Origin of the sequence: Sphingomonas sp. (assembly GCF_050725575.1) — a bacterium.
In the GTDB taxonomy this organism is placed as follows: domain Bacteria; phylum Pseudomonadota; class Alphaproteobacteria; order Sphingomonadales; family Sphingomonadaceae; genus Sphingomonas.
Genome location: NZ_JBOHHW010000062.1, coordinates 1 through 19,604, shown reverse-complemented (window position 1 = coordinate 19,604; position 19,604 = coordinate 1). Strand labels below are relative to the sequence as shown.

Genomic DNA, 19,604 nt, shown 5'->3' with positions numbered 1-19,604 from the left:
TTTTGGCAATGTTGCCACCGACTTACAATCATCTCTGGATGGGCGATTCCATCGAGACATTCCGCGAGCAGGCACGTCGTTACATCGCGGCGGAAATGGCGCCACACCTCGACCAATGGCGTGAACAGGGTTTCGTCCCACGCGAAATCTGGCGTCCCTTTGGCGAAATGGGATTCTTGCTGCCCGAGTTCGATGAGGAATATGGCGGCGCGGGAGCGACGCTCGCCTATCAGCTCGTCGTCCAGGACGAGCTCTCCAAGGCCGAAGTGCCCGGCAATACCGCCGTCCACACCATCGCCTCGCACTATATCCGCGAATTTGGGACCGACGCGCAGAAGCGACGCTGGTTGCCGAAACTGGTGAGCGGCGAAATGTTGGTCGCTATCGCGATGACCGAGCCCGGCGCGGGATCCGACCTCAAGGCGATCAAGACCAAGGCGCGGCGCGACGGTGACGATTATGTCATCGACGGCGCCAAGACCTTCATCACCAATGGCTATACCAGCAACCTGCTAATCGTCGTCGCGCGGACCGGCGGCGAAGGGAGCCGCGGCATCTCCCTGATGGTGCTTGAGACGGAGAATCTCGAGGGCTTCCGGATCGGCCGCCGCCTCGAAAAAATCGGCCAGCACGCCTCCGACACCGCCGAACTCTTCTTTGACGGGGTGCGCGTGCCTGCGGACAATCTGCTCGGCGGCGAGGAAGGCCACGGCTTTGCGCAACTCATGGGCCAATTGCCTTATGAGCGGTTGCTGATTGCGGTCGGGTCCGTTGCCGTAATGGAGCGCGCGCTCGAACTGACGCTCGACTATACCAAACAGCGCAAGGCGTTCGGCCAGTCGGTCTATGACTTCCAGAACACGCGGTTCAAACTGGCCGAAGTCGCAACGATCGCGCACATCGCGCGCAGCTTCGTCAATGATTGCATCCAGCGGTTGATCGACGGCAATCTCGATACCAGCGCCGCCTATATGGCCAAATATTGGTGTACCGAGCAGGCGTGCAAGGTGCTCGATGAGTGCCTTCAGCTGTTCGGCGGCTATGGCTATATGGCCGAATATCCGATCGCCCGGCTCTACGCCGATGCGCGCGTGCAGCGCATTTACGGCGGCACGACCGAGATCATGAAAGATCTCATCGCGCGGACGCTGTGATGACACACGCCCCCATCCATTTGCCCCTGGCCGGGATTCGCATCGTCGAGTTCGAGGGCATCGGGCCCGGCCCCGTTGCGGGCCGGATTCTCGCCGGCATGGGGGCGGACGTCACCGCGATCGTCCGACCCAGTCCGGTTGCGGTTGCCGAGCTGTTGGGCGGGTCAGTCGAGAACCCGTTGCGGCTGGGCAAGAAGATCGTGCCGATCGACCTTAAATCGCCCGGCGGCGTCGAACAGGCGCTCGACTTGGTGGCGCAGTCCGATGCGCTGATCGAAGCCAACCGGCCGGGCGTGATGGAGCGTCTCGGACTCGGACCGGCCGCGTGCGCCGCGCGGAATTCGCGAATCGTCTATGGCCGGATGACCGGTTGGGGGCAGACGGGCCCGCTGGCGCAGGCGGCAGGGCATGATCTCAACTATGTCGCGCTGACCGGGATCCTGGCGCTGTCGCGGCGAGACGGCCACGCGCCGATCATCCCGCCGACGGTGCTGGGCGACGCCAATGGCGCGCTGGGCCTAGCCTTCGGCATCGCCTGCGCGCTGCTTGATGCGCGCGCGACCGGCCGGGGCCGGGTCGTCGATGCCGCGATAGTCGATATCGTCGCGATGCTCGGGATGATCACGCATTGGCTCCACGCCAATGGCCAGCTGGAAGGGACCGAGCCAAGCCCCTTCCACGATTCCCCGTTTTACGATGCCTATCGATGCGCCGATGGCCGCTTCGTCACGATCGGCGCGCTCGAGCCGCAATTCTATGCGTTGCTGCTCGAGAAGCTTGGTTTCGAGGATGTCGATCCCGCGACCCAGCATGATAAGGCGCAATGGCCCGCGCTCAAGCAGCGTGTGGCGGCGCAATTCCTGACCCGCACCCGCGATCAATGGTGCGACGCGCTGGAAGGAAGCGACGCTTGCTTCGCGCCGGTGCTCGAACTCTCCGAAGCGGCCCGGCACCCGCACAACATGGCGCGGGAAACCTATAAGAGCGCAATGGATGGAACAACAATAGTTGCACCTGCTCCGCGATTTAGCGCGGCCTAATATCAACGTCCTAGGTTCAGGACCTATTAAATTGCTTGCGGAGATGGAGATCGATTGATTCAATGGCGGCACGAGGAGGTGCTGCGATGAGTGATCTGATCTGGCTATCGGAGGCGCAGATGCGCCGGATCGAGCCGTATTTTCCGCTGTCGCACGGCGTGCCGCGGGTCGATGATCGTCGGATCATCAGCGGCATCATCTTCGTAATTCGTAACGGCCTGCGATGGCGCGATGCACCTGTCGAATATCCGAAAGCCGACAGTCCACAGCCGGCCCAGTTATTCCCGTTCCGAGCCACCGTTCCAGCGCAGCTTGGATGTCCGGTGTTGGTTGGGCGCTGCCGTTCGCGGGAAGCGCGCCGAATGGCAGAAATGTCCCAATTATAGTCATTCGGTTCGCAGGCCATGCGCGAACCAATGAGCGTCTGCTTTCGGGAATTTCCACGGGCCCGCTGAACTCCACCGTATCGGCATTCCCGAAGTCGATTATGTCGCCAGTCTTACCGCCAGCGTGCGAAATCTTTCACTGTTCCCCAAGATCATCGCGCCGCAGGGGCATCTTGCGATGATCGACGATCCCGATCATTTTGATATCGTCACGTTCAAGCGCAAGTCGATCCCAGCCTCCTGGGAGTTCATGTTCACATGTTCCGCTTATGAGACCGGCGACATGATTGCCCAGCACGAGATACTCGAAGAGGTGTCGGCGTTGATCGACCAAGATGTGCTGCGGACCACGATGATGCACCGGGCATCCCGATCAATGCCGAGAATCTGAAGCAAGCCCACAAGCTAGCGGAGAGCGGTCGCGCGATCGGCAAGATCGTGCTCGACGGCTTCTGAAACTCCCCGAACGGAAAAAACAGCGGTGAGGCCGATTGCCACAGCAATCGGCCCAAACCCGGGTTGCGATATCGATTCCGTCAAACTCGGATATGTCGATGGTGAAATTCACCGGAGGGGGGCGTTCTGTCACCGGACAGCGTCTCCCGCTTCGCGATCAATTTGCGATCCTTCGAAGGCTTCAACGTCTTTCAGGGAATCGCTCCATGCTTCGCTCTTCTGCACGACCGAATGTCCGCAAAAATCTGATCGCGTCCGTCCTCGCGCTCGGCGCCGTCGGCTCCCTCGCCATGGGAGTCACCTTCGCCGGCTCGCCCGCATACGCCCAGTTCACGGTGTTCGATCCGACGAACTACAGCCAGAACCTGCTGACTGCCGCCCGCTCGCTGCAGCAGATCAACAACCAGATCCAGTCGCTTCAGAACGAAGCGCAGATGATCGCCAATCAGGCGAAAAACCTGACCCGGATCGACTTTCCGGAGGTGCAGCAGCTGACCCAGAAGCTTCAGCAGATCGACCGGCTGATGGGGCAGGCGCAAGGGATCGACTTCCGGGTCGCCGGGCTGGATCAACAATTCCGCAGTCTCTACCCAAGCGACTTCAACGCCGCGCTGACCGGCAACCAGCAAGTCCAAAACGCCAAGGGCCGGCTCGACACCGCGATGGCGGCGTTCCGGCAGACCATGTCGGTCCAATCGCAGGTGGTTGAGAATGTCGCTGCCGATCAGCCCCTGCTCGCGACGCTCGCCGCCAAGAGCCAGGGAGCGCAAGGTTCGCTGCAGGCGCAGCAGGCGACCAATCAGTTGCTCGCGCTCGTCGCCAAGCAGCAGTTCCAGATCCAGACCCTGATGGCTGCGCAGTATCGCGCCGAGACGACTGATGCCGCTCGGCGCAATCAATCCGAACTCGATGCGCGGGGCCGTACTCAGAAATTCCTCGGTAACGGCACCGCCTACACCCCTCACTAGGCGAGGCCGTTCCTGCGACGGCGGTCGCCCCGCCGCCGTCGTCTGTCGCGGAGCGCAAACCCCGCTCCCCGTTCGCGCTCCGCGGCTTTTTTTGCGCAACCGAGAGGAACCGTGCCTTGAACGATCTCGGCGTGATCGACCGCTTCATGCAGGCCTTTGTCCGCTACATCGACAGCGGATTCGGCCTGCTCGGCGGCGATGTCCACTTCCTCACCGCCACCTTGATCGGCATCGACATCACACTCGCCGGTCTGTTCTGGGCGATGGGCGGCGAGGACAATGTGCTCGGCAGGCTCATCAAGAAGATCCTCTATGTCGGCGCCTTCGCGTTCATCCTGAACAGCTTCTCGACGCTCGCCGATATCATCTTCAAATCCTTCGCCCAGGCCGGCCTGACTGCCGGCGGCGGGACGATGACCGCGGACGATCTGCTGCGGCCGGGCAAGGTCGCCTCGACCGGCTTTTCGGCGGCGTGGCCGCTGCTCGCCCAGATGGCGAACTATTCGGGGTTCGTGGGCTTCTTCGACAATTTCCTGACGATCGCCGTGCTGCTGATCGCCTGGGCAATCGTGATCCTCTCCTTCTTCATCCTCTCGGTGCAGATGTTCGTCACGATCATCGAGTTCAAGCTGACGAGCCTCGCCGGCTTCATCCTCGTGCCGTTCGCGTTGTGGAACCGCACCAGCTTCCTCGCCGAGCGCGTGCTCGGCAATGTCGTCAGCTCCGGCATCAAGGTCATGGTGCTGGCCGTGATCGTCGGGATCGGCTCCAGTTTCTTTGCCGAATTCACCCAGTCGATGCAGGGGCAGGATGCCGATCTCGGCGCAGCGATGAGCCTCGCGCTCGGCGCGCTGGCTTTGTTCGGCCTTGGCATCTTCGGCCCCGGCATCGCCAGCGGGCTCGTCTCCGGCGCGCCGCAGCTCGGGGCGGGGGCAGCGCTCGGCACGGTAGCCGGCGCAGCCGGCGCCGCGATGCTGGCAGGCGGGGCGACGGTCGGCGCTGCCCGCGCGCTCGGCGGCGCGGCGCTCGGCGCGATTCGCGCCGGCACCAGCATGGGATCGGCCGCATCCACCGCCTATTCGCTCGGCAAGGAGACCGGCGCGTCGCCGAACATGGCGGCCGGTCTCGGCGGGGTCGCCCAGGCAGCCGGCAACGCCGCTCGCATGCGCATGTCGAGCGCGCTTGGCTTGGGCGAAGCGGCGAGCAGCGGCCGTCAGGCCGCGTGGAATGCGCTCAACGAACATAACGCGCCTTCGTCGACGCCCACCGGCGACGGCGGCGGCGCGCCTGGCTGGGCGCGGAACCTGCGCAGCGAGCAGTCGGCGCGGCATCACCAGCAGGTCGCGCTTCATGCCGTTCAGCAAGGCGATCGCGGGGGCGCCGCCGTCACCCCCGACATCAAGGAAAGGGATGAATGATGATCTTCAAACGGGCCGTCCAGGGCTACGGCCGAACCCCCGAGCCCGAGACGCCGTATCAGCGTGCGGGACAGCTCTGGGACGAGCGGATCGGTTCCGCCCGCGTCCAGGCGCGCAACTGGCGGCTGATGGCGTTCGGCAGCCTCGCATTGTCCTTCGGCCTTGGGGCAGGGGTGCTGTGGCAGTCGGTCCAGAGCCGCGTCGTGCCCTATGTGGTCGAGGTCGATCGGCTCGGCGAAGCGCGGGCAGTGACCGAGGCCGAGGCCGCCTTTCGCCCGACCGATCCGCAGATCGCTTGGCATCTGGCGCGGTTCATCCGCAACGTTCGCACGATCACGCTCGATCCGGTGGTGATGCGTCAGGACTGGCTCGACGCCTATGACTTCACGACCCGGCGCGGCAGCCAGTTTCTCGGCGATTATGCCCGTGGCGCGAAGCCGTTCGACAATCTCGGCGAACGCACGACCATCGTCCAGGTGACCAGCGTGGTGCGGGCCTCGGACAAGTCGTTCCAGGTCAAATGGAGCGAGACGGCGTTCGAGCGCGGATCGGTGGCGGGGCGGTCGAACTGGACCGCGATCCTCACCATCACGACCAAGACGCCGGCGACCGCCGACGTGCTGCGCAAGAACCCGCTCGGCATCTATGTCGATGCGGTCGACTGGAGCCGGGAACTTGATGTGCCGGGCGCGTCCGCCCAGCCGCCGGCACCGCCGGCTTCCGTGCCTTCCGGATCCGCGCTCGACCCCGGTCTCGCCGCCGCACCAGTCAATTCCACCAGCCTGGAGAACCAGCAATGACGCACCGTTCACTGATGCCGATCCTCGTCTTGCCGCTGTTTGCGCTGAATGTGCCGGCAGAAGCGCAGCAATCGCCCACGCCTGTGACGGCCGCGCCGACTGCGGCCGCACCCGCGCCGACCGTCAAGCCCGGGCCGGTTCGCGCCGCGCCGCGTCGGCCCCGGCCGCCCCGTCGATCCTCGCCCGCCGAGATCGCGGTGCGCGCGGCGAACCGCGCGGCCACGGTCAAACCTGCCGCACCCGGCTTTATCAATGCGGTGCAAGTCTATCCGTTTGCCGATGGCGGCCTCTATCAGGTCTATGCGGCGCCCGAGCGCGTCACCGACCTGGCGCTTCAACCCGGTGAAGCGCTGGTCGCCGTCGCCGCCGGCGACACGGTGCGCTGGATCATCGGCGACACGACAAGCGGCGCTTCAGCCGACAAGCGCACGCATATCCTGGTGAAGCCGTTCGCCGCCGGGCTTTCGACCAACCTCGTCGTCACCACCGACCGGCGCACCTACCATCTGACCCTTGCCAGCACGGCCGGCACGGCAATGGTCGCGGTCTCATGGACCTATCCGCAAGACGCGCTGATCGCCTTGAAGCGCACCGAGGACGAGCAGCGTGCAGCGACGCCCATCGCCACTGGCATTGCGCCCGCGCAGCTCCATTTCGACTATGCGATCACGGGCGATCGTCCGGCATGGCGGCCGCTACGGGCCTTCGACGACGGTCGGCAGACCTATATCGAATTTCCCGCGAACCTCGGCCAGGGCGAGGCACCCCCGCTGTTCCTCATCGACGCGAAGAACGACGCCCAACTCGTCAATTACCGGCTGCAGGGTCGCTTCTATGTCGTCGACCGGCTGTTCGCCGCGGCGGAGCTGCGCCTTGGCCTGAAGTATCAGGACATCGTGCGCATCACTCGCGCTGCGCCCGGTGCGAAGGGACGCCGGTCATGACCGACATTCCGCCCGACGTCGCGGCCCCGCCGAAGGTGAACCCCGAAACGCTCGCGATCCGCGCAAGGCCGCAGCGCGCCATTCGCTTCCGGCGTGGCGTCATCGTTGCGATCGCGGCGCTCGGCTCGGTGAGCATCACCGCCGTGACCTGGATGGCGCTCAAACCGACGGTATTTCGGCAAGTCGCGCAGGAAGAAGAGTTATCGCAGCCGGGCGGCAAGGCGCCGTCCGATGCGCTAAGCGGGCTCCCGTCGAGCTACGGTGATGTCCCCAAGCTGGGGCCGCCGCTCCCCGGCGATCTCGGCCGACCGATCCTTGAGCGGCAGCGCCAGTTGGCAACCGAAGGGCAGGGCGGTGTTCCCGACCCCGCGGGCCAGGCGGCAGCTGCCGAACGCGAACGGTTGCTGACGGAACGAAAAGCCGCGCGGGAATCCGGCATTCTCGTGTCGCGCGCGCAGGCCCCGCCGCCTGACAACGTCGGTTCGCGGGCCGACACGCCGGCGCCGACTGCAACGGCCGGTGCCAAGCTCGCGCTCGATCCCGCCAATGATCCGAGCAATCAGCAGCGCAAGGCCGATTTCATGGCGGCGAGCGTCCCGCGCGGCGACATCAATCCGCACGCGCTTATTCCGTCGCCGTCGCCCTATCTGCTCTCGGCGGGAAGTGTCATCTCCGCCAGCCTGATTACCGGCCTGCGTTCCGACTTGCCGGGACTGATAACGGCGCAGGTCACCGAGCGCGTCTATGACAGTGCGAGCGGCCGGATATTGCTGATCCCGCAAGGCGCGCGGCTGATCGGCAGCTATGATAGCGTGGTGGCGTTCGGCCAGAAGCGCGCGCTCATCGTCTGGCAGCGGATCGTCCTGCCGGACGGCAGTTCGTTGCGCCTCGATAATGTTCCCGCGACCGATCCGTCTGGCTATGCCGGACTCGAAGACAGAGTCGACCTCCATAGCTGGCAGCTGATCAAGGGCGTTGCGTTGTCGACCCTACTCGGTGTGAGCTCCGAACTCGCGTTCGCCGGGGATGGCGATCTGGTCCAGGCTATCCGCCGTTCGACCCAGGACAATGTCGGGCGCGCCGGCGATCAGATCACCATGCGCAATCTCAACGTCCAGCCGACGATCACCATCCGGCCCGGCGCGCCGGTGCGCCTCGTCGTCCACAAGGATCTCATCCTCGCGCCGTGGCGCGAGCAGGAATAGGATATGGCCGACCTGAAACTTGCCAAGCTGCCCGACCGCACGCCGGTGAAGTTGACTATTGCGATGATGCCCGAACTGCATGCGGCATTGACCGAATATGCCGCGCTCTATGTGCAGACCTATGGTCGCGAAGAGCCTGTCGCGGAACTCATTCCGGCGATGCTCGAGGCTTTCCTCGAAAGCGATCGGATGTTCGTCCGTTCGCGGGCCGCCCGAAAATGAGCGACCCGGACGCGCCTGAGCGCTTCCTCAAGCTCGACGAGGTCAAGCGTCGCGCGGGTCTGGGCAAATCGATGATCTATCGTTTGATCGGGGAGGGTAAATTTCCGGCTCCCTATAAATTGTCGTCGGCGGCATCGCGTTGGAGCGAGCGCGAACTCGTCGCATGGATCGACGACGTGAAAGACGGTTTTGAAGGCAAGAAGCGACGCGTCTGAAACGCACTTTCCATCGCCAGAAATCTATCCGCAAACCTGACGATGTACCGTGGTTCGATAGAGGCGCACGGATTCGGACTGAGGCACCAAGCTTCGGTTTTTAGGCGAAATTTTTCGTAGTACATTCCGTGGTACCACGAGAAATTCGTCGATCGGAAGGCTGGGAAGAACAATGGCTTGCGGGGTTAGTTCGAATCCCTCCCGCGCCGCCGCCTGACCGGTGCCTTCCGCCGCGACGATCCCGATGGCTTTACGCGGACGATCGCTGCCACGTTTGGGCTGGTACTGCGGGACGATTCCGATCGTGGGATCGTGTTGACGAGCGATCCGCCCGACCAGCGAAAAAAACCATAGGGTAGTCGGCATAGCCGGCGTCTCCCCCACGACGGACGCAACTCGATGCGATCCGATGATTGGGGGAGGATCGCCTCTTCACTGTCGATGCGGCGACCGGGCGGGCGCGCCCGGCAGGCGAACCGGAGGCGGCTGCGTTCGAACAGCGTTCTGTCCCGCCGCTCGCCGCAAAAACAGATGACGGCCTGCGTGCCTGGGTCGAACCCGTCGTCGACGCGCCGCTGGCGCCGCCATTGCTTCGGGTCAGGGCGGCGAACGGCACGAGCATCGCCTGCGATGCAGCCAGTTGCCGGGGCGGGGCGGTCGGGCTGTGGCCGAACGGTGCGGCCAGCTTCCTGTTCCTGCGCCGCGAAGGCTGGGCGAGGGGGGAACATGCGCTCTATGCCTGGCGTCCCGGCAATGACCCGGCGCATCCTGCTAACCCGTGACTGGATCGAAGGCTGCGCCCCGGCGGGAGCTCTGTTGGTGTGCACGCGAGAAACCGCGCGGACGCCGCGCGCGATCGTCCTGCTCGACCCGGCGAGCGGTCGGGTCACCCGCTCTACGATCCCAATCCGGACTTCGCGTCGCTCCGGCTCGGCCAGGTCGTGCCGCTCACCTGGAAGAATGATCGCGGCCTTGAGGCGCGCGGCGATCTCGTCCTGCCGCCAGACTATTGGCCAGGGACGCGCTTGCCGCTAATCGTCACGCAATATCAAAGCGATGGTTTCCTGCGCGGCGCGACCGGCGACGAATATCCGATCTTCGTGTTTGCGGCGCGCGGCTTTGCCGTGCTGAGCGTCGACAAGCCGCCGATCGTCGCCACGCTAGAGCCGGGGATCAAGACGTTCGAGGACGCCAATGCCGCCAACTACCGGAACTGGGCGGAGCGCAGGAGCCAACTCTCCTCGATCGAGACGGGTATCAAGCTGGCCGTCGCGCAGGGCGCGATCGATCCGAACCGGATCGCGATCACCGGGCTGAGCGACGGGGCGACCACCGCCGCCTGGGCGATGGTCAACAGCCGCCTGTTCACCGCCGCGGCACTCAGCACCTGTTGTTTCGATGCGACGACGGCCATGGTGACGGGCGGCATCGCTTATGCCGACCGCATGCGCCGCCAAGGCTTTCCGGCTTTCTCGCAGGACAGCCCCGATGTCTGGCGTCCGCTTGCCTTGTCGCTCAATGCCGCCGGGGCCAAGGTGCCCGTCCTGATGCAGCTTGCCGACGACGAATATCTGTTCGCGCTGCCGGCGTTCACCGCGCTTCGGGAAAATGGCTGGCCGGTCGAGATGTACGTCTTTCCCGACGAGCATCATATCAAATGGCAACCCGCGCATCGCCTGGCGATCTACCAGCGCAATCTCGACTGGTTCGATTTTTGGTTTAATGGGCGCGAGGACTCCGATCCGGGCAAGATCGCGCAATATATCCGCTGGCGCGCGCTGCGCACTACGAGCCGGTGCTGACAATCAAACCAGTCGCTCGGATCCCGTCGGTGAGAGTTTCGGTCCACCGCCGTGCCGATCCGCGATTGTCTGCCCTCTGCGGCAACCGCGCGTGCTGCGCAGGTTTGGCCTGGCCAGGTCGATTGACGGGGCGAACCAACACTTGGAACCGCATCGGCCTGATCCTTCATCTTAGGTAGGCTCGACCTACGCATAGGTTTTGCCGGCGGTGGCGGCCGTTATCTTTTTGGCGCACAACCTGAAAGGCGCCGCGTCAATGGCATTACTTACCGGCAAGACGGCACTGATCACCGGCGGAAGCAGCGGCATCGGGTTGGTGACGGCAAAGCGCCTCGCCTCCGAAGGTGCGCAGATCGCGATCACCGGTCGCCGTGGCGATTTGGTGGAAAAAGCCGCCGCTGACATTGGACGGGGAACGCTGGGACTGGTCGGCGACGTCGCGGATGCCGCGCATCACGACCGGGTCGCGGAAGAGATCGCCGTGCACTTCGGTGCGCTCGACATCTACATCGCAAATGCCGGGATCATTACCATTCGCCACTCCGCGGAGGTCGTGGAAGCGGAATATGACGCGCAGTTTGCAGTGAACGCGCGCGGCACGTTTTTCGGCGTGCAGAAGATGTTGCCGATCATGCGCGACGGCGGGGCGATCATCCTGACCGGGTCGCTGGCCAGCGAGAAGGTACTGGATGGCCATGCCGTCTATGCCGGGTCGAAAGCGGCGATCGGCGCCTTCGCGCGAACCTGGGCAATCGAGCTCAAGGCACGGGGGATTCGCGTCAATGTGCTGAGCCCCGGGCCGACCGATACCGACATCGTCAATAAGCTCGGCGTGCCGCCCGACCAGCTCGAGGCATTCGAAGCGGGGATGGCCGCGGCAATCCCGCTCGGCCGGTTCGGCCGACCGGAGGAAGTGGCGGAAGCTGCTTTGTTCCTCGCCTCGGATGCCAGCAGCTTCATCACCGGCGTCAACCTTCGCGTCGATGGCGGCATGGCATTGCTGTGATGTGCCGGTCGTCTGTTCCGATGATCGTCGAGCGCCGCCTCTGCAGCCCATCCGGCAGTTGGGTTGTCCACGGCGAAACCGTGACGCCCTGGTCTGGGGCGGCGGCCGGATCGTTTCTGCCGCCGCGCAAGATGGCGGCCCCACCCGCACTCCAGAAGGATTGGTGGCGCTCATGAGCTTTCCCTGGGCCAAGCGATATCAGCCGAAGCATCCGGTGACGCGCTGGATCGACGAGAAGCTGCCGCTGCCGCGTTTCGTCTACAACGCGACCGGCGGCGGCTATCCGGTGCCGCGCAACCTCAATTATTTCTGGAATTTCGGCGTTCTGAACGGCGCCGCGCTGCTCATCCAGATCGTCACCGGCATCGTGCTCGCGATGCACTATGCGGCGAATACAGATGTCGCTTTCGATCGCGTCATCCACATCATGCGCGACGTCAACAGCGGCTGGTTGATTCGCTATGCCCATATGAACGGCGCGTCGCTGTTCTTCATCTCGGTTTATATCCACATGTTCCGCGGCCTCTATTTCGGCTCGTACAAGGCGCCGCGCGAGATGGTCTGGCTGATCGGACTGGTCATCCTCTTGCTGCTGATGGCCACCGCATTCATGGGGTACGTCCTTCCCTGGGGGCAGATGAGTTTCTGGGGCGCGCAAGTCATCACCGGGCTGTTCGGTGCGATCCCGGTGATCGGCAAGCCAATCCAGACCTGGCTGCTGGGCGGCTACACGCCTGACAATGCGACCTTGAACCGCTTCTTCGCGCTCCATTACCTGCTGCCGTTCGTGATTGCCGGCGTGGCGATCCTGCACGTCTGGACGATCCATATTCCGGGATCGAACAATCCCACCGGCGTCGACGTCAAAGGGCCGCAGGACACGGTGCCCTTCCATCCCTATTACACCGCGAAGGACGGATTCAGTCTGGCGGTGGCAATGACATTGTTCGCCACGTTGATCTTCTTCTGGCCCGATGCGCTCGGCCATCCGGACAATTACATCCCGGCCAACCCGCTCTCGACCCCGGCGCACATCGTGCCTGAATGGTATTTCTGGCCGTTCTACGCGATCCTGCGATCGTTCACCGTCGACTTCATCCTGCCGGCCAAATTGTGGGGCGTGCTGGCGATGTTCACCTCGATCGTCCTGCTCTTCTTCTTGCCGTGGCTCGACCCTTCACCGGTGCGATCGGGGCACTATCGTCCGCTGTTCCGCAAGTTCTTCTGGTTCGGTCTGGTGCCGTGCGTGCTGGTGCTCGGCTATTGCGGTGGAGCGCCGGCCGAACCGCTTTATCTGATCCTCTCGCAGATCGCGGCGGCCTATTACTTCGCGCATTTCCTGATCATCCTGCCGCTGATCGCGCGGTTCGAAAAACCGCAAACCTTGCCCAGCTCGATCACCGCGGCTGTGTTGTCCGTCGATGGCTAGCGGCGCTTCGACGTCCGACTCATGGACGTTTGGAATTGCGCGCGATAACGCGGACTGATATTGTCCGTATTATGGCGCATCTAACAGTCAGTGTTGAATACGGGGTTCACTGCCTCTTGTGGCTGGCCGGGTCCGACGGCAAACCGCTCAGCAGTCGCGATCTTGCCGATCTTCAAGGCATTTCGCACAGCTTCCTCGCCAAAATCTTTCCCAAGCTCGAAAAGGCCGGAATCGTCCACGCATCTGGCGGTGTGCGCGGCGGATATCTCCTAGCCCGTGCGCCGGAGGACATCAGCATCCTGCAGATCGTGGACGCGATCGAAGGCCGCAAGCCGCTGTTCGATTGCCAGGAGATCCGGGGGCGCTGTGCGGTTTTCGGCGGCGCGCCGCCCGATTGGGCGACCGGAGGAGTTTGCGCGGTGCATGTCGTCATGCTGCGCGCGGAAAAGGCGATGCGCGACACATTGGCGAGCCAGTCGCTGGCCGATATCGGGCAATCGTTCGCCAGCAAGGCACCCTCCCAATTTTCGTCCGACGTCGAGGGCTGGATCACGACCAGACTGAACGGACGCCTCGGAAAGTCGTCAAAGCCGTCGTCCGGCGAGGAGGTCCCTTCATGAACAGTGCGACCATCGAAGAAGAGCGGCCCCTTGTCGTGATTGTGGATGATGACGAAGCCGTCCGCACCTCGCTCGAGGAATTGATGCTATCGGTCGGTATCGAGGCCGCGGGCTTCGGTTCGACACGCGAGTTGCTCGAGGCTAATCTGCCCGAGCGCCCCGGCTGCCTCGTCCTCGATGTCCGCATGCCCGGGTCGAGCGGACTCGATCTGCAGCAACATTTCGCCGCGACGGGCAATCTCAAGCCCATCGTGTTCCTGACCGGACATGGCGACATTCCGATGACGGTGCAGGCAATGAAGGCCGGTGCGGTCGATTTTCTGACCAAGCCGTTCCGCGATCAGTCGCTGCTCGACGCCGTTGCAATGGGGATCGAGCGCGACGTGGCGCAACGAGCCGGTGCGCGGGTGGCGAAGGAATATGCCGATCGCTACACGACCCTCACGCCGCGCGAGCGGCAGGTCTTCCACCTCGTTGCACAGGGCCGGCTCAACAAGCAGGCCGCGTTCGAACTCGGCATCACTGAAGTTACCGTCAAGCTGCATCGCAGCAGCGTGATGAAGAAGATGGAAGTATCGACGATCGGGGAGCTCATCCGGGTCTGGAGTGCACTGCCGGTGACACTTCGCGAGCAGACCACCTAGACCATGGTATGGTTTCAATCCGGTTCTGACTCAGCGACATGCGGGGGTGGCCAATCCGGCCATGTCAGTAAGGGCCGTTCGATTGTCCCAACCGTCTGTGATCGCAATCGTGGATGACGACCAGGCCGTACGCGAGGCGCTCTTCGACCTGCTCCAGGTAGAAGGATTACCGGCGCGCGTTTTCGAGAACGGCGCCGCTTATCTGGCCGATGCGAATTGTATGGAGTTCGGTTGCGTCATTACCGACGTCAGGATGCCAGAGATGGATGGTCTCGAACTCCAGCGACGGCTGCGCGCCCGTGGCTCGGCCATCCCCGTGATCTTCATTACCTCATCGGTCAATGATGCGACCCGCGAACAGGCGCTTTCGTGCGGGGCGGCGGCCTGGTTCACCAAGCCGGTTGCCGATGAGGAATTGCTGTTCGAATTGCAGGCCGCGCTGCACAGCCGGAATATCGGAAGATGAGCACCGCTCCTGTTCCGATGACAAAGCCCGACCAAGCGAGCGGCAAGGGGCAGGAGCGCTTGGTGCCGCCCCGGAACGGCTCGATGTTGTTCGCCGAAACGATAGCCTGGTGGGCGCTCGATATATCGGCCGCGCGTTCCACCATTGCCGCGATCGCTCGTGGCGATGGTCCGACCCATTGGGTTGAGGGACTGCTGGCGGGCGTCACCATCGCCGACATCGACGAGAATAATCTTCATTTCCTCGGGCAAGTTGGCGGGCGGGCGCGGATGATTGGGCAACCGTTCACCGCTTATTGTCCGCCGGAGAGCTGGCAAACCGGCGCTGAATTCATTCTGGCCGCCGTCGCGAATTATCCTCCGGGAGCACCCCGATCGCGACCCATCACGTCAATTGCTTTCAGCGATGGCTGGGCCGAGGTGTCCACGAACGAGGCGCATCCCGACATCGTCTTCATCGCCGTTGGCGGGACCGTGGCCGATGATCGCTCATTCTGGTCCGTGCGCGCGAGCGAAGAGCGGTATCGCAGCCTGATCCATCATCTTCCCAGTGCGTTGCTCCAGGTCGATTCCCGGCCAATGACCGTTATATTCGACAAGCTCCGGGAAGAGGGCGTTACCGATATCGGCGCCTATCTCGAGGCGCATCCGGATCTTGTCGGGCATTCGCGCGGCATCGTTCAGGTCACCGACGCCAACCGCGACGCGCTCAATCTGTTCGGTGTGAGTTGCGTTGAAGATCTGATCGGTCCGGTCAATTTCCTGTTCGCGGCCTCGGCCGACACGGCAAAGCGGGTGATCACTGCGCATTTTGCCGGGCAGCGGACCCATGCCGAAATCACCAAGATATGCACGGTCGACGGGCGCTTGCGCGATGTCGAGATGGCGGTAACCTATCCGACGCCGCCGGAACGGGTGGACGTAACGCTCATCAGCCTGATCGACATCACCGACCGGCTCCGCACCGAAGCGCAGCTGCGCCAGTTGCAGGCCGACTACACACGCTCAACGCGGATCTCGATGCTCGGCGAACTCGCCACGTCGATCGCCCATGAAGTGAATCAACCGCTCTCAGCGATCGTCACCAATGCCGAAACGAGCCTGCGCTGGATGTCGCGAGCCGAGCCCAATCTCGCCAAGGTCCATCAGCTCACGACACGGATCGTCGACAGTGCGAGGCGCGCCAGCGACGTCGTCCAGCGTATCCGCGCCATGGCGGCGCGGCGCCCGCCCGAGCGGGTCGAGCTGGACCTCAATGAAGTCGTCGAGGAAGCGCTGCAATTCGTTCGCCACGAGATTGAATCGCGTTCGATCAAGCTTTCGGTCAGGTCCGGCCGCCGGCTGCCGTTGGTGGTGGCGGACCGCGTTCAGCTACAACAGGTGATCGTCAATCTGCTGCTGAATGGTGTGCAGGCCCAGACCGGGCAAGAGGGCCTGATCGAAGTCAGTACGGTCGCCGCACTCGACGGGACCGTCCAACTTACCATCCATGATGGCGGTCCGGGCATCGCAAACGAGGATCTCGGCCGCGTTTTTGGCAGCTTCTTCAGCACTAAGGAAGAAGGGATCGGGATCGGGCTGGCGATCTGCCAATCCATCATTACGGCGCACGGCGGCGGCATCGTTGCTGCGAACCACCCAAAAGGGGGCGCGATCTTTCGCTTCGCGCTACCGGCCGCCAGGAAGACGTGACGCCCGGCACCTGGCGCAGGTACCGGGCGACGCGGTTTTCAGCTCTTTAGAAAGGCAAGCAGATCGGCATTGAACCGGTCGGCGTGGGTGGCGGTCAGGCCGTGCGGGAGCCCAGGATAATAGATGGTTTGTGCGCCCTGGATCAGCTTGGCCGCCTTGTGCGCGGAATCGTGGATCGGCACGATCTGGTCGTCTTCGCCGTGGACGATAAGGGTTGGCACGTCGAACTTCTTGAGGTCGTCGGTGAAGTCGGTCTCCGAAAACGCCTTGATGCAGTCATGGGCGTTCTTCAGGCCGGCCTGCATGCTCAGCAGCCAGAATTCGTCGAGCAGGCTTTGCGACACCTGGGCGCCGGGGCGGTTCGCACTGTAGAAGGGAATCGCAAAGTCCCTGTAGAATTGCGAGCGGTTGGCGAGGATGTCACGGCGCAAGCCGTCGAACACATCGATCGGCAAGCCGTCCGGATTGGTTTCGCTCTTGACCATGACTGGCGGTACCGCCCCAAGTAGCAACGCCTTGGCCACCCGGCCTGTGCCGTGCCGGCCGATATAGCGCGCGACTTCACCGCCGCCGGTCGAGTGGCCGACCATCGTGATGTCATGCAGGTCGAGCGCCTCGATCAGCTGGGCGAGATCGTCGGCATAGCCGTCCATGTCGTTGCGCGTTGCGGTCTGAGCCGATTTGCCATGGCCGCGGCGGTCGTGCGCGATCGCGCGAAAACCGTTCTGTGCCAGGAAGTTCATCTGGATGCTCCAGGCATCCGAATTGAGCGGCCAGCCGTGCGAAAAGGTCACAACGGGGCCGTCGCCCCAGTCCTTATAGTAGATTTCGTGTCCGTCCTTGGTCGTGATCGTGGGCACGGTGGCCTCCTCAATTGAGCGCCCGGCGGCCCGCCACGGGACGCCCTCGGGCAGGGAGCGCCTATGACCGGGGGAGGGGGCTAACGATTGCACGGACGGCTATCCCGACCCCGCCCTGGGGACGAGGTAACCCTCGACCTGCGGCGTGGCTGCGGACCGGCGAGATGCCAGGAGGCGCGCGCAGAGACGGTTGGATCGGCCGTGAGGTGCGTCAGACCTGCACCAAGGGTGAGGGTGACCCCACCATAAGTGAGGGCCGGACATCCATCCGCACAATGGCTGGTCGAACCGATCCGGGCGATGCTCCAGCTCGTTACCGGCCACGCGCGGAAGGGAAGAGCATGAAGATTATCGTCATCGGCGGGACGGGCCTGATCGGCTCGAAAACGGTCGAGCTGCTGAAACAGCGGAATCACGATGCGGTCGCAGCCGCGCCGAGCACCGGTGTCAACACCATCACCGGCGACGGGCTCGCCGAGGTGATGGCCGGGGCCGATGTGGTGGTGGACCTCTCCAACTCGCCATCGTTCGAGGAACAGGCTGCGACGGACTTCTTCCGGACCGCCGGCGCCAATGTGACGGCTGCCGAAGTGGCTGCGGGCGTTCGGCATCACGTCGCCTTGTCGGTCGTGGGCACCGAGCGGCTGCAAGCCAGCGGCTATTTCCGCGCCAAGCTCGCGCAGGAACGGCTGATCAAAGCGTCGCCCATTCCGTACACATTGGTCCACGCCACACAGTTCTTCGAATTCCTGCGCACCATCGCGCAATTCTCCGTCGTCGACGGCGCCGTTCGCCTGCCGCCTGTCCAGTTCCAGCCGATGGCGGCGCAGGATGTCGCGGCTGCGATGGTCGAAGCGGCGCTGGCGGCACCACTGAACGGCACGATCGAGGTCGCCGGGCCCGAGATTTTCACGCTGGACGAACCGATCCGCCGCGTCCTTGCCCATGACGGCGATGCGCACGAGGTGATCAGCGATCCGGCAGCGCCCTATTTCGGCGTCGCGGTGAGCGATCGCGCGCTCGTTCCCGATGCCGGCGCCCGGCTGGGATCGACGAGCCTCGACTGGTGGCTGACCCACGCTCCGCCGCCGCCGCCGCCGGCGCGATAGGCGTCGGCTTTCCGGCGACTACCCATCTTATCAGGAGATCGGCGGGCGCACCCTGACCGCCGCGGCTGTGGGGCCTCGCCCCTTCGCGCCCCGCAGCCATTTTTTGAAAAGGACACAGATCGTGAAAGCTCTTCAGATGCCCGCGCCCGGCAATCCGGACTATTTCCGTTCGGGCGAAGGCGAGCACGTGGCCGCGGCAAGGGAACCCGCGTCACTCGCGACGGCGGGTATCGTTCACGATCTCGGAAATCTGATCCAGATCGCGTCTGCTGCGATCAACATCGTCGAGCGTTCACCCCATATGGCGCCCGCGGATAGCGGCCCGATGCTGCATCGCGCCCGGGTTTCTCTGGAGCACGCCGGCGCTATCGTCCGGCAGAATGTCGGTCACCTGCGCGACCGGGCCATGGCGGTCCTGCGAAGCGACGTTGCCGCATGTCTCGCCGATGTTGTGACGCTGGTCGGGGCGATGGACGGGCCCGGTCTCATTCTCGACCTTGATATCGCGCCGGACCTGCCGGCAGTGCGCTGCGATCCGACCGGATTGCGGCGGGCCGTCCTGAACCTCGTTCTCAACGCCCGCGACGCGATGGGCGGCAACGGGATCGTCAGTATCGACGCGCGGGCGCTGGGGCATGGCGAGGTCGAGCTGCGCGTCCTCGATGATGGCGTGGGTATGTCCCGCGCCAGGCTCGCGCGTGTCTTCGATCCCTTCTTCACGACGAAGACCGACGGGCTGGGCGGAATCGGCTTGCCGATGGTCGAACGCTTCGTTCGCGATGCCGATGGAACGATCGCCATCGAGAGCGAGCTTGGCATCGGCACCACGATTACACTGCGATTGCCAGCCATCGCCGGACCGATTGCCGCTGATCGATTTGCGGGCGCCAACCCTTTGCGAGACGAGTCGGGGCGATGAAGCTGTACTACGCGCCGGGCGCCTGCAGCCTTGCCGGCCGCATCTCGATTCACGAAGCCGGGCTCGCCGCCGAGTTCGAGCGCGTCGACATGAAGACGAAGATCACCGAGCAGGGATATGACTACCTCTCGATCAATCCCAGAGGTTACGTTCCCCTGCTGGCGCTCGATGACGGGGCCGCCATCACCGAAAATATCGCGGTCTTGGAGTTCATCGCCGACTGCGATCCCGCCCTAGGGCCGGGCGGCCC

Annotated in this window: 22 protein-coding genes and 2 pseudogenes; 22 read left to right on the top strand and 2 right to left on the bottom strand. The window is 63.9% G+C overall.

Annotated features, from left to right (window positions below):
- Positions 1 to 8 precede the first annotated feature (8 nt).
- The 11 genes and pseudogenes from ACRECS_RS24840 to ACRECS_RS24790 all read left to right on the top strand — a co-directional run bounded on the left by ACRECS_RS24840 (position 9) and on the right by ACRECS_RS24790 (position 8,808).
- Positions 9 to 1,154: an acyl-CoA dehydrogenase family protein gene (locus tag ACRECS_RS24840; RefSeq protein WP_431585651.1), complete on the top strand. Its 1,146-nt coding sequence runs from the start codon at positions 9 to 11 to the stop codon at positions 1,152 to 1,154.
- Positions 1,154 to 2,194, top strand: coding sequence for a CaiB/BaiF CoA transferase family protein (locus tag ACRECS_RS24835; RefSeq protein ID WP_431585650.1), 1,041 nt, complete (start codon positions 1,154 to 1,156; stop codon positions 2,192 to 2,194). Before ACRECS_RS24840 ends, ACRECS_RS24835 begins: the two co-directional genes overlap by 1 nt.
- Before the next feature lie 86 nt (positions 2,195 to 2,280).
- Positions 2,281 to 2,442 (top strand): annotated as a pseudogene (locus ACRECS_RS24830) (transposase); the annotation flags it as partial.
- A gap of 316 nt (positions 2,443 to 2,758) precedes the next feature.
- Positions 2,759 to 2,971 (top strand): hypothetical protein, encoded by a 213-nt coding sequence (locus ACRECS_RS24825; protein ID WP_431585649.1) that lies wholly within the window; start codon positions 2,759 to 2,761, stop codon positions 2,969 to 2,971.
- A gap of 271 nt (positions 2,972 to 3,242) precedes the next feature.
- Entirely contained in the window at positions 3,243 to 4,004 is a 762-nt protein-coding gene (gene trbJ / locus ACRECS_RS24820) for a P-type conjugative transfer protein TrbJ (RefSeq protein ID WP_431585662.1), read from the top strand.
- A 116-nt stretch (positions 4,005 to 4,120) separates the two neighbouring features.
- Complete coding sequence (gene trbL / locus ACRECS_RS24815; protein WP_431585648.1) at positions 4,121 to 5,422, top strand: P-type conjugative transfer protein TrbL; 1,302 nt, start codon at positions 4,121 to 4,123, stop codon at positions 5,420 to 5,422.
- Positions 5,422 to 6,222, top strand: coding sequence for a conjugal transfer protein TrbF (gene trbF, locus ACRECS_RS24810; RefSeq protein ID WP_431585661.1), 801 nt, complete (start codon positions 5,422 to 5,424; stop codon positions 6,220 to 6,222). Before trbL ends, trbF begins: the two co-directional genes overlap by 1 nt.
- Positions 6,219 to 7,166, top strand: a complete 948-nt coding sequence (gene trbG, locus ACRECS_RS24805; protein ID WP_431585647.1) for a P-type conjugative transfer protein TrbG — start codon at positions 6,219 to 6,221, stop codon at positions 7,164 to 7,166. The genes trbF and trbG overlap by 4 nt, the downstream gene beginning before the upstream one ends.
- Positions 7,163 to 8,371, top strand: a complete 1,209-nt coding sequence (locus ACRECS_RS24800; protein ID WP_431585646.1) for a TrbI/VirB10 family protein — start codon at positions 7,163 to 7,165, stop codon at positions 8,369 to 8,371. Before trbG ends, ACRECS_RS24800 begins: the two co-directional genes overlap by 4 nt.
- A 3-nt stretch (positions 8,372 to 8,374) precedes the next feature.
- Positions 8,375 to 8,593, top strand: a complete 219-nt coding sequence (locus ACRECS_RS24795; protein ID WP_431585645.1) for a DUF2274 domain-containing protein — start codon at positions 8,375 to 8,377, stop codon at positions 8,591 to 8,593.
- Complete coding sequence (locus ACRECS_RS24790; RefSeq protein ID WP_431585644.1) at positions 8,590 to 8,808, top strand: helix-turn-helix transcriptional regulator; 219 nt, start codon at positions 8,590 to 8,592, stop codon at positions 8,806 to 8,808. Before ACRECS_RS24795 ends, ACRECS_RS24790 begins: the two co-directional genes overlap by 4 nt.
- Before the next feature lie 24 nt (positions 8,809 to 8,832).
- Here the strand turns inward: ACRECS_RS24790 and ACRECS_RS24785 are convergent, their stop codons facing one another.
- Positions 8,833 to 9,174 (bottom strand): hypothetical protein, encoded by a 342-nt coding sequence (locus ACRECS_RS24785; protein ID WP_431585643.1) that lies wholly within the window; start codon positions 9,172 to 9,174, stop codon positions 8,833 to 8,835.
- Positions 9,175 to 9,221: 47 nt separating this feature from the next.
- On the opposite strand from ACRECS_RS24785, the gene ACRECS_RS24780 reads away from it, so the two are divergent.
- The 8 genes from ACRECS_RS24780 (at position 9,222) to ACRECS_RS24745 (ending at position 16,466) form a co-directional block, all read left to right on the top strand.
- On the top strand, positions 9,222 to 9,590 hold the full coding sequence (locus ACRECS_RS24780; RefSeq protein WP_431585642.1) for a hypothetical protein: 369 nt from the start codon (positions 9,222 to 9,224) through the stop codon (positions 9,588 to 9,590).
- Between the two features lie 39 nt (positions 9,591 to 9,629).
- Positions 9,630 to 10,610 carry an Atxe2 family lasso peptide isopeptidase gene (locus tag ACRECS_RS24775; RefSeq protein ID WP_431585641.1) on the top strand — a complete coding sequence of 327 codons (981 nt, stop codon included), beginning with the start codon at positions 9,630 to 9,632 and terminating at the stop codon, positions 10,608 to 10,610.
- 256 nt (positions 10,611 to 10,866) lie between these two features.
- Positions 10,867 to 11,616 (top strand): SDR family oxidoreductase, encoded by a 750-nt coding sequence (locus ACRECS_RS24770; protein ID WP_431585640.1) that lies wholly within the window; start codon positions 10,867 to 10,869, stop codon positions 11,614 to 11,616.
- Between the two features lie 172 nt (positions 11,617 to 11,788).
- The gene (locus ACRECS_RS24765) at positions 11,789 to 13,045 is read left to right on the top strand and encodes a cytochrome b (protein ID WP_431585639.1); all 1,257 of its coding nucleotides are present in this window, start codon (positions 11,789 to 11,791) and stop codon (positions 13,043 to 13,045) included.
- Positions 13,046 to 13,116: 71 nt separating this feature from the next.
- On the top strand, positions 13,117 to 13,665 hold the full coding sequence (locus ACRECS_RS24760; protein ID WP_431585638.1) for an RrF2 family transcriptional regulator: 549 nt from the start codon (positions 13,117 to 13,119) through the stop codon (positions 13,663 to 13,665).
- A complete protein-coding gene (locus ACRECS_RS24755; protein ID WP_431585637.1) occupies positions 13,662 to 14,309 on the top strand; it encodes a response regulator transcription factor in 648 nt (215 codons plus the stop codon). The genes ACRECS_RS24760 and ACRECS_RS24755 overlap by 4 nt, the downstream gene beginning before the upstream one ends.
- A 46-nt stretch (positions 14,310 to 14,355) precedes the next feature.
- Positions 14,356 to 14,775 (top strand): response regulator transcription factor, encoded by a 420-nt coding sequence (locus ACRECS_RS24750; protein ID WP_431585636.1) that lies wholly within the window; start codon positions 14,356 to 14,358, stop codon positions 14,773 to 14,775.
- Positions 14,772 to 16,466, top strand: a complete 1,695-nt coding sequence (locus tag ACRECS_RS24745; RefSeq protein ID WP_431585635.1) for a PAS domain-containing sensor histidine kinase — start codon at positions 14,772 to 14,774, stop codon at positions 16,464 to 16,466. The genes ACRECS_RS24750 and ACRECS_RS24745 overlap by 4 nt, the downstream gene beginning before the upstream one ends.
- Positions 16,467 to 16,504: 38 nt before the next feature.
- On the opposite strand, the gene ACRECS_RS24740 is transcribed toward ACRECS_RS24745, so the two are convergent.
- Positions 16,505 to 17,326 carry an alpha/beta fold hydrolase gene (locus ACRECS_RS24740; RefSeq protein ID WP_431585634.1) on the bottom strand — a complete coding sequence of 274 codons (822 nt, stop codon included), beginning with the start codon at positions 17,324 to 17,326 and terminating at the stop codon, positions 16,505 to 16,507.
- A 341-nt stretch (positions 17,327 to 17,667) separates the two neighbouring features.
- Here ACRECS_RS24740 and ACRECS_RS24735 point away from each other — a divergent pair, with 341 nt between their 5' ends.
- From ACRECS_RS24735 to ACRECS_RS24725, 3 genes and pseudogenes are all read left to right on the top strand, one after another.
- Positions 17,668 to 18,435, top strand: a complete 768-nt coding sequence (locus tag ACRECS_RS24735) for an SDR family oxidoreductase (protein ID WP_431585633.1) — start codon at positions 17,668 to 17,670, stop codon at positions 18,433 to 18,435.
- Positions 18,436 to 18,556: 121 nt separating this feature from the next.
- Positions 18,557 to 19,354, top strand: a complete 798-nt coding sequence (locus ACRECS_RS24730) for a sensor histidine kinase (protein WP_431585632.1) — start codon at positions 18,557 to 18,559, stop codon at positions 19,352 to 19,354.
- Positions 19,351 to 19,604, top strand: a pseudogene (locus ACRECS_RS24725) (glutathione transferase GstA); the annotation flags it as partial. The gene ACRECS_RS24730 and the pseudogene ACRECS_RS24725, both read left to right, overlap by 4 nt.

Excerpts from the sequence above, each read along its gene's own strand:
- ACRECS_RS24765 (WP_431585639.1), top strand. The coding sequence starts at position 11,789 with ATGAGCTTTCCCTGGGCCAAGCGATATCAGCCGAAGCATCCGGTGACG.
- ACRECS_RS24835 (WP_431585650.1), top strand. The coding sequence starts at position 1,154 with ATGACACACGCCCCCATCCATTTGCCCCTGGCCGGGATTCGCATCGTC.
- ACRECS_RS24770 (WP_431585640.1), top strand. The coding sequence starts at position 10,867 with ATGGCATTACTTACCGGCAAGACGGCACTGATCACCGGCGGAAGCAGC.
- ACRECS_RS24840 (WP_431585651.1), top strand. The coding sequence starts at position 9 with ATGTTGCCACCGACTTACAATCATCTCTGGATGGGCGATTCCATCGAG.
- ACRECS_RS24825 (WP_431585649.1), top strand. The coding sequence starts at position 2,759 with ATGATCGACGATCCCGATCATTTTGATATCGTCACGTTCAAGCGCAAG.
- ACRECS_RS24735 (WP_431585633.1), top strand. The coding sequence starts at position 17,668 with ATGAAGATTATCGTCATCGGCGGGACGGGCCTGATCGGCTCGAAAACG.
- ACRECS_RS24755 (WP_431585637.1), top strand. The coding sequence starts at position 13,662 with ATGAACAGTGCGACCATCGAAGAAGAGCGGCCCCTTGTCGTGATTGTG.
- ACRECS_RS24760 (WP_431585638.1), top strand. The coding sequence starts at position 13,117 with ATGGCGCATCTAACAGTCAGTGTTGAATACGGGGTTCACTGCCTCTTG.
- trbJ (WP_431585662.1), top strand. The coding sequence starts at position 3,243 with ATGCTTCGCTCTTCTGCACGACCGAATGTCCGCAAAAATCTGATCGCG.
- ACRECS_RS24745 (WP_431585635.1), top strand. The coding sequence starts at position 14,772 with ATGAGCACCGCTCCTGTTCCGATGACAAAGCCCGACCAAGCGAGCGGC.
- ACRECS_RS24785 (WP_431585643.1), bottom strand. The coding sequence starts at position 9,174 with ATGCCGACTACCCTATGGTTTTTTTCGCTGGTCGGGCGGATCGCTCGT.
- trbG (WP_431585647.1), top strand. The coding sequence starts at position 6,219 with ATGACGCACCGTTCACTGATGCCGATCCTCGTCTTGCCGCTGTTTGCG.
- trbF (WP_431585661.1), top strand. The coding sequence starts at position 5,422 with ATGATCTTCAAACGGGCCGTCCAGGGCTACGGCCGAACCCCCGAGCCC.
- ACRECS_RS24795 (WP_431585645.1), top strand. The coding sequence starts at position 8,375 with ATGGCCGACCTGAAACTTGCCAAGCTGCCCGACCGCACGCCGGTGAAG.
- ACRECS_RS24800 (WP_431585646.1), top strand. The coding sequence starts at position 7,163 with ATGACCGACATTCCGCCCGACGTCGCGGCCCCGCCGAAGGTGAACCCC.
- ACRECS_RS24790 (WP_431585644.1), top strand. The coding sequence starts at position 8,590 with ATGAGCGACCCGGACGCGCCTGAGCGCTTCCTCAAGCTCGACGAGGTC.